This window comes from Terrabacter sp. 2YAF2, from assembly GCF_052114705.1.
GTDB lineage: Bacteria > Actinomycetota > Actinomycetes > Actinomycetales > Dermatophilaceae > Terrabacter.
Map to the genome: position 1 here is coordinate 607563 of NZ_JBFRFG010000001.1, position 14752 is coordinate 622314.

Annotated in this window: 17 protein-coding genes; 12 read left to right on the top strand and 5 right to left on the bottom strand. The window is 71.5% G+C overall.

What is annotated here, in order from left to right; genetic code table 11:
- The first annotated feature begins 12 nt into the window (after nucleotides 1–12).
- From AB4030_RS02865 to AB4030_RS02910, 10 genes are all read left to right on the top strand, one after another.
- The gene (locus tag AB4030_RS02865) at nucleotides 13–879 is read left to right on the top strand and encodes an oxygenase MpaB family protein (RefSeq protein ID WP_442277665.1); all 867 of its coding nucleotides are present in this window, start codon (nucleotides 13–15) and stop codon (nucleotides 877–879) included.
- 214 nt (nucleotides 880–1093) lie between these two features.
- The gene (locus tag AB4030_RS02870; protein WP_442277666.1) at nucleotides 1094–2443 is read left to right on the top strand and encodes a hypothetical protein; all 1350 of its coding nucleotides are present in this window, start codon (nucleotides 1094–1096) and stop codon (nucleotides 2441–2443) included.
- A gap of 82 nt (nucleotides 2444–2525) precedes the next feature.
- Nucleotides 2526–3056, top strand: a complete 531-nt coding sequence (locus AB4030_RS02875) for a glycine cleavage system protein R (RefSeq protein ID WP_442277667.1) — start codon at nucleotides 2526–2528, stop codon at nucleotides 3054–3056.
- Nucleotides 3057–3344: 288 nt separating this feature from the next.
- On the top strand, nucleotides 3345–5243 hold the full coding sequence (locus AB4030_RS02880) for a glycoside hydrolase family 15 protein (protein WP_442277668.1): 1899 nt from the start codon (nucleotides 3345–3347) through the stop codon (nucleotides 5241–5243).
- A gap of 212 nt (nucleotides 5244–5455) precedes the next feature.
- Nucleotides 5456–6439, top strand: a complete 984-nt coding sequence (locus AB4030_RS02885) for an ERCC4 domain-containing protein (RefSeq protein ID WP_442277669.1) — start codon at nucleotides 5456–5458, stop codon at nucleotides 6437–6439.
- 68 nt (nucleotides 6440–6507) lie between these two features.
- Nucleotides 6508–7077 (top strand): RNA polymerase sigma factor, encoded by a 570-nt coding sequence (locus AB4030_RS02890; RefSeq protein ID WP_442277670.1) that lies wholly within the window; start codon nucleotides 6508–6510, stop codon nucleotides 7075–7077.
- Nucleotides 7074–7961: a hypothetical protein gene (locus AB4030_RS02895; RefSeq protein WP_442277671.1), complete on the top strand. Its 888-nt coding sequence runs from the start codon at nucleotides 7074–7076 to the stop codon at nucleotides 7959–7961. The genes AB4030_RS02890 and AB4030_RS02895 overlap by 4 nt, the downstream gene beginning before the upstream one ends.
- Nucleotides 7958–8866 carry an ATP-binding cassette domain-containing protein gene (locus AB4030_RS02900; protein ID WP_442277672.1) on the top strand — a complete coding sequence of 303 codons (909 nt, stop codon included), beginning with the start codon at nucleotides 7958–7960 and terminating at the stop codon, nucleotides 8864–8866. Before AB4030_RS02895 ends, AB4030_RS02900 begins: the two co-directional genes overlap by 4 nt.
- Nucleotides 8866–9816, top strand: coding sequence for a hypothetical protein (locus AB4030_RS02905; protein ID WP_442277673.1), 951 nt, complete (start codon nucleotides 8866–8868; stop codon nucleotides 9814–9816). The genes AB4030_RS02900 and AB4030_RS02905 overlap by 1 nt, the downstream gene beginning before the upstream one ends.
- Entirely contained in the window at nucleotides 9813–10415 is a 603-nt protein-coding gene (locus tag AB4030_RS02910; protein ID WP_442277674.1) for a hypothetical protein, read from the top strand. The genes AB4030_RS02905 and AB4030_RS02910 overlap by 4 nt, the downstream gene beginning before the upstream one ends.
- Before the next feature lie 34 nt (nucleotides 10416–10449).
- On the opposite strand, the gene AB4030_RS02915 is transcribed toward AB4030_RS02910, so the two are convergent.
- Genes AB4030_RS02915 through AB4030_RS02930 form a run of 4 tightly spaced genes read right to left on the bottom strand, consistent with a single transcriptional unit; the run spans nucleotide 10450 to nucleotide 13043 of the window.
- Nucleotides 10450–11787 carry a hypothetical protein gene (locus AB4030_RS02915; protein WP_442277675.1) on the bottom strand — a complete coding sequence of 446 codons (1338 nt, stop codon included), beginning with the start codon at nucleotides 11785–11787 and terminating at the stop codon, nucleotides 10450–10452.
- 24 nt (nucleotides 11788–11811) lie between these two features.
- Nucleotides 11812–12243 carry a type II toxin-antitoxin system VapC family toxin gene (locus AB4030_RS02920; protein ID WP_442277676.1) on the bottom strand — a complete coding sequence of 144 codons (432 nt, stop codon included), beginning with the start codon at nucleotides 12241–12243 and terminating at the stop codon, nucleotides 11812–11814.
- Nucleotides 12240–12500, bottom strand: a complete 261-nt coding sequence (locus AB4030_RS02925) for a type II toxin-antitoxin system Phd/YefM family antitoxin (RefSeq protein WP_442277677.1) — start codon at nucleotides 12498–12500, stop codon at nucleotides 12240–12242. The genes AB4030_RS02920 and AB4030_RS02925 overlap by 4 nt, the downstream gene beginning before the upstream one ends.
- A 36-nt stretch (nucleotides 12501–12536) precedes the next feature.
- On the bottom strand, nucleotides 12537–13043 hold the full coding sequence (locus AB4030_RS02930; RefSeq protein WP_442277678.1) for a hypothetical protein: 507 nt from the start codon (nucleotides 13041–13043) through the stop codon (nucleotides 12537–12539).
- A gap of 166 nt (nucleotides 13044–13209) precedes the next feature.
- On the opposite strand from AB4030_RS02930, the gene AB4030_RS02935 reads away from it, so the two are divergent.
- On the top strand, nucleotides 13210–13698 hold the full coding sequence (locus AB4030_RS02935; RefSeq protein WP_442277679.1) for a hypothetical protein: 489 nt from the start codon (nucleotides 13210–13212) through the stop codon (nucleotides 13696–13698).
- Nucleotides 13699–13743: 45 nt separating this feature from the next.
- On the opposite strand, the gene AB4030_RS02940 is transcribed toward AB4030_RS02935, so the two are convergent.
- Entirely contained in the window at nucleotides 13744–13902 is a 159-nt protein-coding gene (locus AB4030_RS02940; RefSeq protein ID WP_442277680.1) for a DUF4177 domain-containing protein, read from the bottom strand.
- Nucleotides 13903–14043: 141 nt separating this feature from the next.
- Between AB4030_RS02940 and AB4030_RS02945 the strand changes: the two genes are divergently transcribed.
- Nucleotides 14044–14752, top strand: a 709-nt coding sequence (locus AB4030_RS02945; protein WP_442277681.1) for an NYN domain-containing protein, incomplete at its 3' end; no start/stop codon positions are given.

Genomic DNA, 14752 nt, shown 5'->3' on the forward strand with positions numbered 1-14752 from the left:
AGGTTGGCGAGCATGAGCCCCACCGCAGGCACCCGGCTGGTCCAGCGCCAGCTCGGCCTGATGCTGCGCAGCAAGGTGGCCGGCGACGACGCCCCGGTGCGCGCGCAGCGCATCTGGGGCGCCGAGGGCGAGCGGTGGTTCACGCCGGACGACCCCGTGTGGCGCGTGCACGCCGACGCCTCGATGTTCCCCGCGGGCATCACGTCGCTGCTGCTGCAGATGCTGCACCCGATGGCGATGGCCGGGGTCGCCGGCCACAGCGGCTACAAGAGCGACCCGTGGGGCCGGCTGCAGCGCACGAGCCACTACCTCGCGACGACGACCTTCGGCACGATCGAGCACGCCGAGGAGGCCATCGCGACGGTCCGCTCGATCCACGAGCGGGTGCGCGGCAAGGACCACCTCGGCCGGCCCTACCGCGCCGGCGACCCGCACCTGCTCCGGTGGGTGCACGTCGCGGAGATCGACTCGTTCCTGCGCGGCTACCAGACCTTCGGCGACGAGCCCCTCACCGCCGACGAGGCCGACGTCTACGTAACCCAGGCCGGGATCCCCGCCGCGCGGCTCGGCGTCATCGACCCGCCCACCTCGGTCGCCGAGCTGCGCGCGGTCCTGGATGCCTACCGCCCCGAGCTCGAGGCGACGTCGGCCGCCCGCGAGGCCGCGCGGTTCCTCCTGCTCGACCCACCCCTGCCCCTCTACGCCCGGCCCGGCTACGGCACCCTCGCCTCCGGCGGCGTGTCCCTCCTGCCCGGATGGGCGCGCGAAATGCTCGGCATCCCCCTCCCCGGCGTCGTGTCGACCCTCGTGGCGCGCCCGCTCGGGCACCTCGGCACGGCAGCCGTGCGCTGGGGCATGGCCGGTCTCGCCGCCAGCTGACCGAGGCCCGCCACGGGGCCGTGCCAGCGGCTCGACAGCCCGTTCTCCGCTGGGAGTTCGATGCCAACACCGTGTGAATCCTCTGAGCGTCGTGCGTACGTTCGCAGACCTCGCAAACTGCCGTCCGCGGATCATCCCGCCGATGACGCCCGGGGGGCTACATTCCGGGCCATCGGGGGCCAGATCCACAACCCATGGACGGAGCCAAGAACACATGACGATCCGCACCCTGACGACGGCGGCCTTTGCCGCCGGCGCCTTGGTCCTGGCGGCGGGCAGTGCCGCCACCGCCAGCACGCACAGCACCACGAACACCGGCACGACCGCCACGTCGGCGAATGAGCCACAGCTCATCAACGACGCCGACCTCAAGGCCACGACGGTCACCATGGGCGGGGCCTCGGTCCTGCCCACGACGCGGACGATCCCGCACTGGTTCGGCCAGACGAAAGACCCGTCGAACGGCGTCACCTACGGCTACAACATGGTCGGCGCCAACCCGCACTCGTGCTCCGGCACCGCGTGCGACGTGACGATCCAGGTCGACATCACGCCGATCAAGGTGATCGTCGGGGGCGAGACCTTCGACGGCAGCGACGTCCTGCCTGCCACCCTCGCGTCGCCGCAGTTCGCCAGCAACGACTACGGGAGCACCCCGGCCGCCACGGCTGCCGGCGCGTTCCCGCAGGCACCGGCGTTCGTCCGCGGTCCGGGGGGCGCCCTGTCACAGCTCGACGCCGGCGTCCCGCTGCAGCTGCAGGACGCGACGATGCGCGCCCAGTTCGCCCAGACGGGTGCCAGCTCCTACCACCTGCGCCTGCACGCCAACGTGCTCGCGCCGGTGACGATCACCGTCCCGAGAAACCAGGGCCTCCTCATCCAGAGCGGGCGCGGCGTGCACGGCGGCAACGTGGACGTGGGCTGGTGGTCCTCGAAGATCAACAACCTCGAGCAGAGCGCCGACCCGACTCACCTGCCGCTCTACCTGACGGACAACATCTTCCTGCACAGCGCCAACGACCCGACCCAGTGCTGCATCATCGGCTACCACGGCACCAGGGCGGTCGGCAACGGCGGCGGCAGCACCCACAGCCAGGGCAACGCGAAGGTCCAGACCTTCGCCTGGTCGTCCTACGTACGGCCCGGCTTCTACTCGCGGCCCGACGGTGGCACCGACTGGGCGCTGCAGGACATCCACGCGGTCAGCCACGAGATCGCGGAGTGGGCCGACGACCCGTTCGTCAACAACGGGGTGAACCCTTGGCTCACGCCGACCGCTCCGCAGTACGGCTGCACGAGCGTCCTCGAGACCGGCGACCCCGTCGTCGGGATCGGCTTCGCCAAGGGCACGAACACCTACCGGCAGGGCCCGAACCCGAACGGCACGCAGAGCGCCGACGGCTACTACCACCCCGAGGACGAGGCGCTGCTGCCGTGGTTCCTGCGGCTGCCGTCGAGCAACACCGGCTCCGAGCTCAACCAGTCCGGCCAGGGTGGTCGCTACACCTTCATGGGCGACCTCAACCCGTTCCCCGGCTTCCGCCAGCCGGCCACGGGCTGCTGACGACCTGACACACCCCGCTCGGCGGCATACGGACTCCTCCGTATGCCGCCGAGTGCTGTTCCGGGGTCAGTAGGCTGCGAGCGTGCCCAGACTCGTGCTCACCGTCATCGGCGACGACCGCGCCGGCCTCGTCAGTGCTCTCGCGGACGTCGTCACCGCGCACGACGGCAACTGGGAGGACAGCCAGCTGGCCGAGCTGGCCGGCAAGTTCGCCGGCATCGTCGTCGTCGGCGTCCCTGCGGAGCGAGTCGAGGAGCTGACGGCGGCGCTGCACGAGCTCGAGGGGCTGCTCGAGGTGACGTCGCACCCCGGGGCCGAGGCGGCTGCAGATGCCAGCGTGGTGGCCGACGACGCCTCGGCCCAACGGCTGACGGTGGACCTGCTCGGCAACGACAGCCCCGGCATCGTGCGCGAGGTGTCGTCGGTGCTGAGCCGGCACGAGCTGTCGATCGAGACGATGACGACGGGGACGCGCGAGGCCCCGATGGCCGGCGGCCTGCTCTTCGAGGCCCACGTCGTCGTGCGGGTGCCCGGCGGGTCGGACACGGCCGCCCTGCGGGCGGACCTGGAGCAGCTCGCCACCGAGCTGCTCGTCGACATCGCCGTCGCCTGAGGGCCGTCCCGACGCGGCCTATGACACTGCCCCGCTGGGCGGAGCAGTGTCATAGCGCACCTGGCGGCAGAGATGACAAAGGGGCCCGCCTCGCGATGCGAGCTCGGGCCCCGGGACGGTTCACGTACCGCAACGGGCCAACCGCCAAGTCATGATCGTCCGTGGACGACTCCGTCAAGTGAAGACCCTGACGCGTGGTGATATGTCGGGAATCGACGGAACTTGCAGCAATCTTGCGACTTTCTTGCGGAAGTTGCGCACCCCCCGACCCGCGCGCACCCTGAGGTCATGGATGGATCCGTCGAGTCGCCGCAGCAGACCCCGCGCACCCCGCACTCGTCAGCTGTGCCGATCGCGGACTACGGCTTCCTCTCCGACGGTGAGGTGACCGCCCTCATCGCGCCGGGCGGGGACGTCGACTGGATGTGCGTGCCGAGACTGGACTCGCCGAGCATCTTCGGGGCACTCCTCGGGCGGCACGCGGGTCGGTTCCGGCTCGGCCCGTCCGATGTCAGCGTGCCGACGGCGCGGCGCTACCTGCCGGGCACCATGGTGCTCGAGTCGAGCTGGGCGACGCCGACCGGCTGGATCATCGTGCGCGACGTCATGCTCATCGGGCCGTGGCACCACGACGAGGGGGTGTCACCGAAGCACCACCGCACCCCGATGGACTACGACGCCGAGCACACGCTGCTGCGGACGATCCGGTGCGTGGCGGGCGAGGTGCAGACGGTGATGGAGTGCGAGCCGGTGCTCGACTACGGGCGCACACCGGTGACGTGGACGCACGGCGAGCTCGGCTACCACCAGGGGCACGCGGAGGGTGAGTTCTCCGACGTGTCGCTCACTCTCACCACCGACCTGCGCCTCGGCTTCGAGGGTGGGCAGGCCACGGCGAGAACGCTGCTCAAGGAGGGGGACGAGCGTTTCGTCGCCCTGTCCTGGGGCGCGGTGCCGCCGCCGACGACGAGCCAGGAGGCGCACGACCGGCTCGAGTGGACCGCGCACCACTGGCAGCACTGGCTCGCCCGCGGCCGCTTCCCGGACCACCCGTGGCGCAGCTACCTCCAGCGAAGCGCCTTGACCCTCAAGGGACTGACGTATGCCCCGACCGGGGCGATCGCGGCCGCGGCCACGACCTCGTTGCCGGAGAGCATCGGCGGAGCACGCAACTACGACTACCGCTACACGTGGATCCGCGACGCGACGTTCGCGCTGTGGGGGATGTACTCGCTCGGGTTCGACTGGGAGGCCGTCGACTTCTTCTCGTTCATCGCCGACGTCGCGGAGCGCGACGACGACCTGCAGATCATGTACGGCATCGGCGGCGAGCGTGACCTGCCCGAGTCCACGCTCGACCACCTGCCCGGGTATGCCGGGTCGCGCCCCGTGCGCATCGGCAACGCCGCGCACTCGCAGGTGCAGCACGACGTGTGGGGCGCGCTGCTCGACTCGGTCTACCTGCACTCGAAGGTCGCCGACCACCTCGACGGCCGGATCTGGCCGATCCTCGGCAAGCAGGTCGAGGCGGCGCTCAAGCACTGGCGCGAGCCGGACGCCGGCATCTGGGAGGTGCGCGGCGAACTGCGCCACTTCACCTCCTCGAAGATCATGTGCTGGGTCGCGGTCGACCGCGGCGCCCGGCTGGCGTCGATGATCGGGCAGGACTCGCAGGCCGCCGAGTGGCAGCTGGCCGCCGACGAGATCAAGGCCGACATCCTCGAGCACGGGGTCGACGAGCGTGGGGTGCTGACGCAGTACTACGGGAGCTCGGCCCTGGACGCGTCGCTCCTGCTGGCGCCGCTCGTGCGGTTCCTGCCCCCGGACCACCCGGTGATCCGGACGACCGTGCTCGCCATCGCGGACGAGCTGACGGTCGACGGGCTGGTGCTGCGCTACCGGGTCGACGAGACCGACGACGGCTTCACCGGCGAGGAGGGGACGTTCACGATCTGCTCGTTCTGGCTCGTCTCGGCGCTGTGCGAGATCGGCGAGCACGAGCGGGCCCACGAGCTGTGCGCCAAGCTGCTGTCCTTCGCCGGCCCGCTCGAGCTCTATGCCGAGGAGATCGACCACCACACCGGCCGGCACCTCGGCAACTTCCCGCAGGCGTTCACCCACCTGGCCCTCATCAACGCCGTCATGCACGTCATCGCCGCCGAGCCGACGGCAGACCAGGACATGTGACGAGTCCGTGGGGGCCGGCGGGCGGGCCGCGCGGCGATGGAGCGGCGCCCCTGGGACTCAGACAATGCTGCGCACCGCGGAGCAGTGTCTTGGTTCAGCTGTCTTGGTTCAGCTCGGCTGCCGGGCCTGGTGGGCTCTGCGTCGATGAGGGTCTCGGGGGTCGTGCGAGCCGAGAGCGGCCGGGAGCTCACGGCATACGCCACGATGGGTGCGTGCCTGACGACTTCCTCATCGCTCGCAACCCGGACGAGGCGAGCACGCTGCCCTACCTCGTGCGAATCCCGTTGGGCGAGCACGGGATCGTCCTGAAGAGCAAGGACACGTGGCCCCGCACGAGCAAGGTCTACTGCCACCGCGCCGACGCGTGGCCGGAGGACGCCGACGTCGTCGAGCGGGTCGCAACCCGGGTCTGCGTGCGCCGGGGCGCCGCCATCGAGCTCGTCCTCGACCGCACCAAGGAGAGCCGGTCGCAGTTCGTGCTGACCCACGTCAAGGGCCGCGAGGCGATCTTCTGGCAGAGCGCCCGGACGGCGAAGCAGGCCAGACCCGCGGTGCGCATCCCGACAGCACGCGCAGCCGGCAGCCCAGTCGACGGTGAGACGGCCGGCCCGCTGGAGATCGTCGTCGATGCGCACGAACGCTACGCCTGGCGCTTCAGCCAGCAACAGGTGAGCACGCGCAAGCAGCGCCTCGATGCCGGTGACTACGCCGTCGAGCTCGACGGTCGGGTCGTCGCCGCCGTCGAACGCAAGAGCCTCGAGGACCTCTCCTCGTCGCTGCTCAACGGGAAGCTGAGGTATGCGCTCGCCGAGCTCAGCGGCATACCGCGGGCTGCCGTCGTGGTGGAGGAGCGCTACTCACGCGTCTTCGCCCTGACGCACGTGCGCCCGGCGGTGGTTGCCGACGCGATCGCCGAGTGCCAGGCCCGCTATCCGAGCGTGCCGATCGTCTTCGCCGAGACCCGCGCGCTCGCGCAGGAGTGGACGTATCGCTTCCTGGCGGCCGCGTTGCGCGAGGTGGGCGCGGAAGGCCTGGCCGACGCCCGGCTGGCCGACCTCACGCCCGCTGGGCCGGTGCCGGATCCCGAGCCCAGCACCGCTGCGGTGCGCGCCTGGGCGCTGGGCGAGGGCCTTCCGGTCAGCGACCGGGGCAGGCTGCGCCCGGAGATCTGGGACGCCTACCGCGCCCGCGGCTGAACGAAGGCGGGACGGCATGCCGAAGCAATCGGGGAACCGTTCGAGGGCGGCAGGTCGACAGTAGAGGTATGGCATCAGGCGTCGTCCCTGACGACCAGGCCCTCCTCGAGGCACTGGCCGACGGTGACCTCGGCGCCCTGAGCCAGCTCTACGACCGGCACGCGCCGTGGCTGTCGGTGCGCCTGACGCGGCGGTGCAACGACCGGGAGGTCGTGGCGGACGTGCTGCAGGACACCTTCGTCGCCGTGTGGCAGGGGGCCGGGCGCTACCAGGGCAGGGGCGAGGTCGGTGCCTGGATGTGGGGCATCGCGATCCGGCGACTCGTCAGCCGCCTCCGCACGCGCAGGGACGTCGTGCTCATGGGCAACCCTGTGTCGATGGGGAGTTCGGCGGCGGGCGCCCCCTCGCTCGCGGTCGAGGACGAGCTGCTCCAGGGGGTGGAGTACGGCGACCTCGGTCACGCCATGGCGTCCCTCTCCCCGGAGATGCGCGCCGTCATCCAGGCCACCGTGCTCGACGGCCTCACCACGCGGGAAGCCGCCCGCCTGCTCGGGATCCCCCAGGGCACGGTCAAGACGCGGTCCCACCGCGCCAAGGCGCACCTGCGCGCCAGCCTTCTGGAAGGACGTCGATCATGAGCACGCACCACGTGTTGCCCGAGGACCTCCGGGCCTGGGTGAGCGGGGCGGCCGACGGTCTCGTGTCGGCCTCGGTGGAGCAGCACGTCGTCCACTGCGCGGCGTGCCAGGCCGCGGTCGCCGACGAGCTGGCGACGCCCACGGCTCCGCCGGCGTATGCCGTGGGGCCGGGTGCGGAGGTCGGCGTTCCCTCTGTCGGCTCGCTCCCGGACCTCGCCGTCGTCTGGACGGCCGTCCGCGACGAGATCGAGCTGCCGCGGCCGTCGGCCCTCGAGCGGCTCCTCGTCCGCCTCGGCCTGCCGCCGGGGGACGCGATGCTCGTCGCCTCGGCCCCCGCCCTGCGCGGCTCGTGGATCTGCGCCGTGGCGCTCGCCGTCGCCTTCGCGCTGGGCGGTGGGTTGGCTGCCCGCACGGGAAACGTCACCCTGTTCCTCACCGTCGCCCCGATCGTCCCGGTGCTCGCCGTCGCCACGGCCTTCGGTCCCGAGGGCGGTCCGGCGCTCGAGCAGGAGAGCGCGGCCCCCTACCCCCTCGTGCGGCTCGTGCTCCTTCGGACCGGGGCGGTGCTCCTTGCTGCGCTGCCCGTCGTGCTCCTCGGACAGCTCTTCTTCCCCGAGCTGGCGGCCTGGGTGTGGCTCCTGCCCGCCCTGGGTTTCACCGCGGCGGTGCTGGGGCTGTCGACGTGGTTCGGCCCGTGGCGGCCGGCCACCGCGATCACCGCGGTCTGGGTCGTCGGCACCGCTGCCGCCAGCCGACTCGACACCGTCTGGGCGGTCTTCGCCCCCCGCTACGTCGTCCTCTACCTCGTCATGCTCGTCCTCGGGCCGCTGGTCCTCGTGCTGCGGGCCCGGCGTCTCGGCACCATCGGAAGGATCTCGCCATGACTTCGACCCGCCCGACCACGGTCTCGCTCCGCGACGTCACCAAGCGCTACCGCTCCCTCGCCGCCCTCGACTCCGTCGACCTCGACCTCGGCTCGGGCATCACCGGCCTGCTCGGTCCCAACGGAGCCGGCAAGACGACGATGTTGCGCGTCATGGCCACGGTGCTGGCAGCGGACGAGGGTCAGGTCCGCCTGCTCGGGCGGGACCCCGGCGACCCGCAGGCCCGCACCGAGGTGCGGCGCCGGCTCGGCTACCAGCCGCAGGAGCTCGGCTTCCCGCGCGGCTTCTCGACGATGGCCTTCGTCAACTACATGGCCGTCCTCAAGGAGTGGGCCGACCGTGGCCGTCGCACCACGGAGGTGCGGCGCGTGCTCGACCTCGTCGGTCTCGGCGACGTCGCGACGAAGCGGATCAGCCGCCTCTCCGGCGGCCAGCGCCGACGGGTCGCGCTCGCCCAGGCCCTGCTGGGCACGCCTGAGCTGCTCGTGCTCGACGAGCCGACGACCGGGCTCGACCCCGAGCAGCGGGCCTCACTGCGGGGCGTGCTCGCCGACATCGCGGCCACCTCCACGATGGTGATCTCGACGCACCAGACGGAGGACGTCGCGGCGCTCTGCAGCCGGGTCGTCGTGCTCGACGCGGGGCGGGTCCACTTCGACGGGACGGTGCCCGAGCTCGTCGCGCTCGCGACCGGCAAGGTCTGGATGGCGGCCGAGCCCGACGCCGCGGCGCACGCCTCGTGGCGCACGGCATCCGGCCGTTACCGCAACGTCGGCGAGCACGTGCCGTCGGGCGCCGAGCTCGTCGAGCCCAGCCTCGAGGACGCCTACCTCCTGCTCCGGGGCGCCGTGGGCCTCGCGAGCGCACGGTCCGATGACACCACGACCTCGGCGGAGGTGGCGTGATGACCAGCACACCGCAGGGGGCCCTCGCCGTGACGACCGCGCTCGCCCCTCGGGCCGGCTACGGCAGCCGGTTCGGCGCGCTCGCCCGTATCGAGTCGGTGCGCCTCGCCCGCCACCCGGCGCTCCTCGTCGGCACCGCGGTCGGAGTCACCTTCACGATCACGACGGTGACCCAGGCGGCCGGCACGGCGACGGACGAGGCCTTCGCGCTGCCCGTCGTCGCCTCATCGGTGGGGATCGGCGCGATGCTGGCCGCCTTCCACCTCACGCGGTCCTTCCACCGGACCGACGAGCTCCTCGAGGCCTCCCCGACCTCGACCACGACCCGGACGGCTGCGCTCTGCCTGACCGCGATCGTGCCCGCGCTGATCGCCTCGTTGTGGCTGGTGCTCTACTACGGCGTCAGGCCGGCGGCGCTGGAGGTCCCGGAGTGGATGTATGGCATGTTCTCGCACGCCGACGTCGCCGCGGTGCTGCTCGGCAACTCGGTCATCGCCGCCACGGGGGCGACCCTGCTCGGCGTCGCTGCCGGCCGGTGGTGGGGATTCCGGGGCGCCTCGGCGGTGCTCGTGCTGGCGGTGATGACGTGGACCATCGGTGTCCTGGGCGCCTTCAGCAGCGGCGACACCGCTCCGGCAGCCTGGACCCGGTGGTTCCGCCTCTTCGCGCCGTTCGGGTACTTCACCTCGGCGAATGCAGACACCACCGTGATGACGAGTCTCACCGGATCGCCGTGGTGGTACCTCGCGTGGTTGACCACGCTGAGCGCCCTCGCCGCGGTGGCCGCCCTGCTGTGGCGCTCGGAGGGCAGGGCCCGACGCCGGGTCGTCCGAGCCGGCGCGGTCGCTCTCGTCCTGTCGGCGCTGACCTACGGCCTCGCGGTGAGCGGTGGTCAGAGCCAGCCGGTCCGCACCTTCCCCGACGGCCACAGCGTCGTCGTGACGAAGTGAACCTTCCGCGAGTGCTCGGGCCCGCCACGGGAGTCCCATGGCGGCCCGTCGCGGTGCTCACCGGCAGTGGTGTCGGCCTGCTCCTCGTGGGCGCGATCTGGAGCGGCAGCCCGGTTGCGGGCACGGCTGTGACAGTGGGCGTTCCGCTGCTGGCGGCAGCGGCGGCATACGTGCTCGACGAGGCGGCCAGCGAGGCGGTGGCGGCGGTCCCGACCTCGCTGCGAGCGCGCAGCATGACCCGTCTCGTCGTCGCGGCGGCGATCGTCGGGGTGGGTGCGCTGGCGCTCGGGGTCGGTGCGCTGCGCAGCGGGAGCAGCGCCAAGGCCGGCATCACGGTCCAGCTGGTCGGTCTCACGCTCGTGGCCGTGGCGGCCTCCGCCGCAGCGCGGCGTCGTGTCGGCGAACCGGGAGAGGCGGTCGGCGGGGCGCTGCTCGCTCTGGTCCTCGCTCTCGCCCTGACGCACCCCTTCGATCGCTGGGTCGCCCTCTTCCCGTCCGAGCCAGACCTGCGGTGGGGTGTGTCCCTGGCGCTCTGGGCGGCGGTGGCCGTCGCCAGCCTCACGGCGCTGTGGGTGGCCACCCGGGACCCGCTGGACTGACGTATGCCGTGCAGGACCGGACGGACGGAACGGCTCAGCCGTGCTGCTCCTCGAGGTAGCTGAACAGGACGGTGGCGAACTCCCGGCCGAGGTCGGTGAGGCGGTACGTCTCGCCGTCGAGCTCCCAGATGCCGGTGTCGGCGAAGAAGTGCAGGGACAGGTCGAGATCCCGATCCGAAAACGTCTGTGCGTCCTTCGCGTAGTCGCCGTCCGCGAACTCGCCGCGCCACACGTTGCGCGGGTGGTCCTCCCACTGCCCCCGCACCTGGCTCCGGGTGATGGAGCCCATCAGCGCGCAGCCACCGAGCACCGCGAGCACCGGCACGGGCGACCGGTCGTAGGCCGACTCCACGATCCGCCAGAGCGCCAGGGTCAGTGACGCGCTCAGTCCGATCCACGCGTAGTCGTCCTGCGGCTGCACCGCCGAGGAACGAGCCACGGTGGCGAGGGTCTCGACGAGACCCGCCTCCTGCGAGGCGAACCAGAGCCGCTCGAGCGGCAGGGCGTCGCCTGCGCTTCGCCACGGGAACTGCCGAACCCGCTCGGCCGGAGCACCGAGGCGCTGGCCGACGACCTCCTCCTGCCAGCGCCACAGCTCCAGCTCCGCGTAGGCGCGCTTGGCCTCGGCCAGTCGGAGCACCCCGGTCCCCGTCACCTGCTTGCGGTCGCCGACCCAGTCGGCCAGCCGGAGGCACGCCTGCACGAACGGCGCCTGGCGGGCCTGCTCGGCCGCCCGCACGGGGTCACCGCGCTCGAGGAAGCCGCTGAGGTCGATGTCGTCGTCGCCGTCTCCGTTGACTCCGCGGTCGCCGAAGGCGTGGGCCAGCGGGCCGGGAGGGGAGCCGTCCGCCCTGTCGCCAGGGAGCGGCATACGTGCTCGGCGCTCTTCCAGCGGAAGGGAGTTCCAGGCGTCGGTGACCTGGCTCAACGTCGCCTGGAGCTCCTCGATGCTGCTGGCGTCGTCCACGGGGAAGCCGGCCTCGCGTCCGAAGGCGAGCAGCGACTTCGACGGCCCGTAGTTCCGGGAATCCGCACAGGCGGCGGCCATCTTGGGGGCTGCCCGGTGGGCCTCTCGGGCCAGCGCCCTCGGGTCACCGGAGCCGGAGGCCATCCGGCCGGTGCCGCGGAGGAACCGCACGAACGTGTCGAGCGAGTCGGCGAGCGCATCGACGTCCGGAGTGCCGTCACCGTGCGCGGGCCAGCGGTGCAGCATTAGGTCCTCGACGCTGCCGGACGGCCACAGGTTCGGGGGCAGGTCGTCGTGCTGGAAGCGGAGCTCGAGGGCAGTCTCGAGCAGCTCGGTGTCGCAGACCCGGTGGCGATGCTGGGCCCAGTTCGAGGCGTGGCGCAGGAGTAGCTCGTGCTCGGACATCCGCCGATCCTGCCACCTGTTCACCTACGGCGCGCCATGGATGTCACACGTCGCGAGGTCCGACTCTTGCCATGCTGCGAGCAAGACCTTGTCGCCCGACGCCGCCAATCCGTCCTCCGCCAGCACGGTGATGGCGGTCGCGGCGTGGACGGCGTCGTAGCCGCGCAGACCATGGGTCATGGCCAGGTCGGCTGCGTGCTGCGAGAGCCGGTCGTCGACGGCCACGAGGTGCATCTGCCCCGTGAGCTCGGCGAGGGCATCGAGCAGGCCGCTCTGTTGATCACGCGTGATGCGCCCGGAGTGGTGCGCTCGCCACAGGGCCGAGGCCGTCTCCGGCCGCAGGGCGACTGAGGAAACGACGTCATCGGCGGCGTCCCAGAGACGGCGGCAGAGCTCGGAGGTGGGTTCGGCCACGAGCAGTGGCACGAAGGCCGACGTGTCGAGGTAGAGGATCACTGGCTCTGGTCGTCAACGAGGTCGCTGATCCCGCCCTCGACCACAAGGGGGCGGGGGGCCGGGCGCTTGGGACGGGCCGGCGTCGCGAGCCCAGCGTCGATGAGGCTCTCGAGGGCGGTGCGACCAGAGAGCGGCCGGAGCTCCGCCACGGGCCTGCCACGGTCGGTGATCACCACCGTCTCTCCGGCTCGGGCACGGTCGACGTACTCGCTCAGTCGACTCTTCAGCTCACGGATCCCGACTCGCTGGCAGCTCACGGTGACCACCTCATACGGCATTGTAGTCACCGTAGATCACCAGTCCCAGCGATCGCCGCGAACGAGCGTCTCGGTCGTGATGACGTTGTCGACGGCCCGGATCAGGTAGAGCTCACGGGTGTCGCTGCGCTCGGCTGCGATGACACCGTTGACGGCATGGTCGAAGGTGAAGTCCTCGAAGTCGTCACGGGCACCACGAGCCAGGCCGTCGGCACACAGGAAGTGGTCGACGAGGTGGGTCAGCCACTGAGCCGCGTTGTTCGACTTCTCCACCTCTCGCCAGTTCAGGCAGCACCCCTCCACACAGGGCCTCCAGTCGCACCGGCCCCACGGGGTCCGGACCTGGGGGTCGTCGACGTCCTCGGCCGTCGTCCCAGTGCGGCGTGCTTCGTCCGCTCTTGCAGCCCGAGGGTTCAGCGGGACGTCGTAGCCGCGTGCGGCCGGGTCGTGGAGCTCCGCATACGCACGAAGCCACTCGATCTCCGGCTCGCTCAGGACCGGATTGATGTCGAGCCGGCCGAGATAGCGCGTGCTGTGTCCCATGCATCCTCCGTCCGTCGCTGCCCGGGTGCGCAGATGGCAGCGACTCAACCACCGTCCGCCATCGGCCGTATGCCCTCGTCCACAGGTGCGGCCCGTCTGACGACCTCCGGCGCGCGGCTGGGGACAACGCGAGCCCCGACGTCCGTGCCGATGGCACGGTCGACAGATGACCAGAACTCGTGGACGGTGGGAGCTCGAGAGTCCGGAAATGGTGCTGCACGCCATCGATGACCTGTGCCAGTTCGTGGCCGGCCGGGTCGTCGTCGCCTCGCTGACTCTCGACACACAGGAGGTCGTCGCTGCTGCTGTGGTGCCGGAACCGGCTGAACCGCAAGCCTGCTGGGACCCCCACGAGGCGAGCATGCGCTTGCACGACGTCGCGATCGAACTCGTGCCGCAGCGCACGGCGACGCGCCGCGGGTGGGCCCCCATGACGCACCTGCTGGTCATGGTCGTGTGCCGTGAAGGCCGGGTCATCGACACGATGACCGAGCACCGGTGGTTCCGCGCGTGGCGCTACAGCAACCACCTCACCCGTGCCATCGACGGCGACATCTACGTCGTGACGCCGCATGGGTGGACCGGCGTCATGGACCGGCGCGCCGGCCACGAACCACGACTGCGTCCCCACCTCGCCCTTGCACCGGGCTCCTGACCCAGCGGCTCACTCCCGACAACAGCGGCTCGAGGGTCGCCCTACTCAGTCCTTCTCGAAGGTGACCAGGATGCCGCTGACGCCTCCCGGTCCGACGCGACCCTTGACGTCAACCGACGTGATCGCCTTGAGGGACCAGCCCTTTGAGCCGTAGTCGTTGAGCACCTTCTCGAGCTTCTCGCCCGACATCTTCCCGCCGATCATGCCCTAGCGAAGCTCGACGACCTTGTACTGCGCCATGGCGCACCTTCTTCCCTGTCGTTGGTCTTCGACCATAGGACGGATCCCGCCGTGCCCGCGCCCGCGCCGCCGTGTGACTGCTTGCGACTCGTGAGACCCTGCCCCATGAGGTCCTATTGCGCGCTCTACGTCGACGTCGGCTACCTCCTCGCTGCCGCGGCGACGCGCGTGACCGGCACGTCGCTGCGCTACGGCGTCGTGGTCTCCTACCCCGACCTCGTCGCTCGCCTCATCGCCGATGCGGAGAAGGCGAGCGGTCTGCCGCTCCTGCGGCTGCACTGGTACGACTCTGGCAACCGCCCGGGAGGCAACCCTGACTCGACCCAGGAGGCAATCGGCATGCTGCCGCGGGTCAAGCTGCGCCTGGGCCGCACCTCCCCGCAGGGCGAGCAGAAGGGCGTCGACCTGCGCATCGGCCTCGACCTCGCCGCCCACGGCCGCAACCGCTCTGTCGACGTCATCTACCTGCTCTCGGGAGACGACGACCTGAGCGAGGCGGTGGAGGAGGCCCAGAGCCACGGCATGCAGGTGGTGCTCATGGCCGTCCCGGACCGGGCCGGCAAGCCGCACGCCGTGTCGCGGCACCTCATCCGCGAGTCCGACGACCTCATCGTGCTCGACGGCGCCGTCATCGACGAGAGCGTCCACGTGCGGCAGAAGCAGCCGGAGACGGAGGCCGCCCTGTCGCCGGCAGCCGCTGGGGTCGCGGTCCCGCTCCCCGGCCCTCGCGCGGTCCCCGACGAGCCGTCGGCGGCTGCCGTGGCCGACAGCACCGCGCCTCCGCCCGCGGCGGCGCCCCGGCCCACGCCGGCAG

Bases quoted from the DNA above. Each gene is read 5' to 3' on its own strand.
- AB4030_RS02900 (WP_442277672.1), top strand. From the start codon at position 7,958: ATGACTTCGACCCGCCCGACCACGGTCTCGCTCCGCGACGTCACCAAG.
- AB4030_RS02915 (WP_442277675.1), bottom strand. From the start codon at position 11,787: ATGTCCGAGCACGAGCTACTCCTGCGCCACGCCTCGAACTGGGCCCAG.
- AB4030_RS02890 (WP_442277670.1), top strand. From the start codon at position 6,508: ATGGCATCAGGCGTCGTCCCTGACGACCAGGCCCTCCTCGAGGCACTG.
- AB4030_RS02870 (WP_442277666.1), top strand. From the start codon at position 1,094: ATGACGATCCGCACCCTGACGACGGCGGCCTTTGCCGCCGGCGCCTTG.
- AB4030_RS02880 (WP_442277668.1), top strand. From the start codon at position 3,345: ATGGATGGATCCGTCGAGTCGCCGCAGCAGACCCCGCGCACCCCGCAC.
- AB4030_RS02905 (WP_442277673.1), top strand. From the start codon at position 8,866: ATGACCAGCACACCGCAGGGGGCCCTCGCCGTGACGACCGCGCTCGCC.
- AB4030_RS02865 (WP_442277665.1), top strand. From the start codon at position 13: ATGAGCCCCACCGCAGGCACCCGGCTGGTCCAGCGCCAGCTCGGCCTG.
- AB4030_RS02895 (WP_442277671.1), top strand. From the start codon at position 7,074: ATGAGCACGCACCACGTGTTGCCCGAGGACCTCCGGGCCTGGGTGAGC.
- AB4030_RS02935 (WP_442277679.1), top strand. From the start codon at position 13,210: ATGACCAGAACTCGTGGACGGTGGGAGCTCGAGAGTCCGGAAATGGTG.
- AB4030_RS02930 (WP_442277678.1), bottom strand. From the start codon at position 13,043: ATGGGACACAGCACGCGCTATCTCGGCCGGCTCGACATCAATCCGGTC.
- AB4030_RS02940 (WP_442277680.1), bottom strand. From the start codon at position 13,902: ATGATCGGCGGGAAGATGTCGGGCGAGAAGCTCGAGAAGGTGCTCAAC.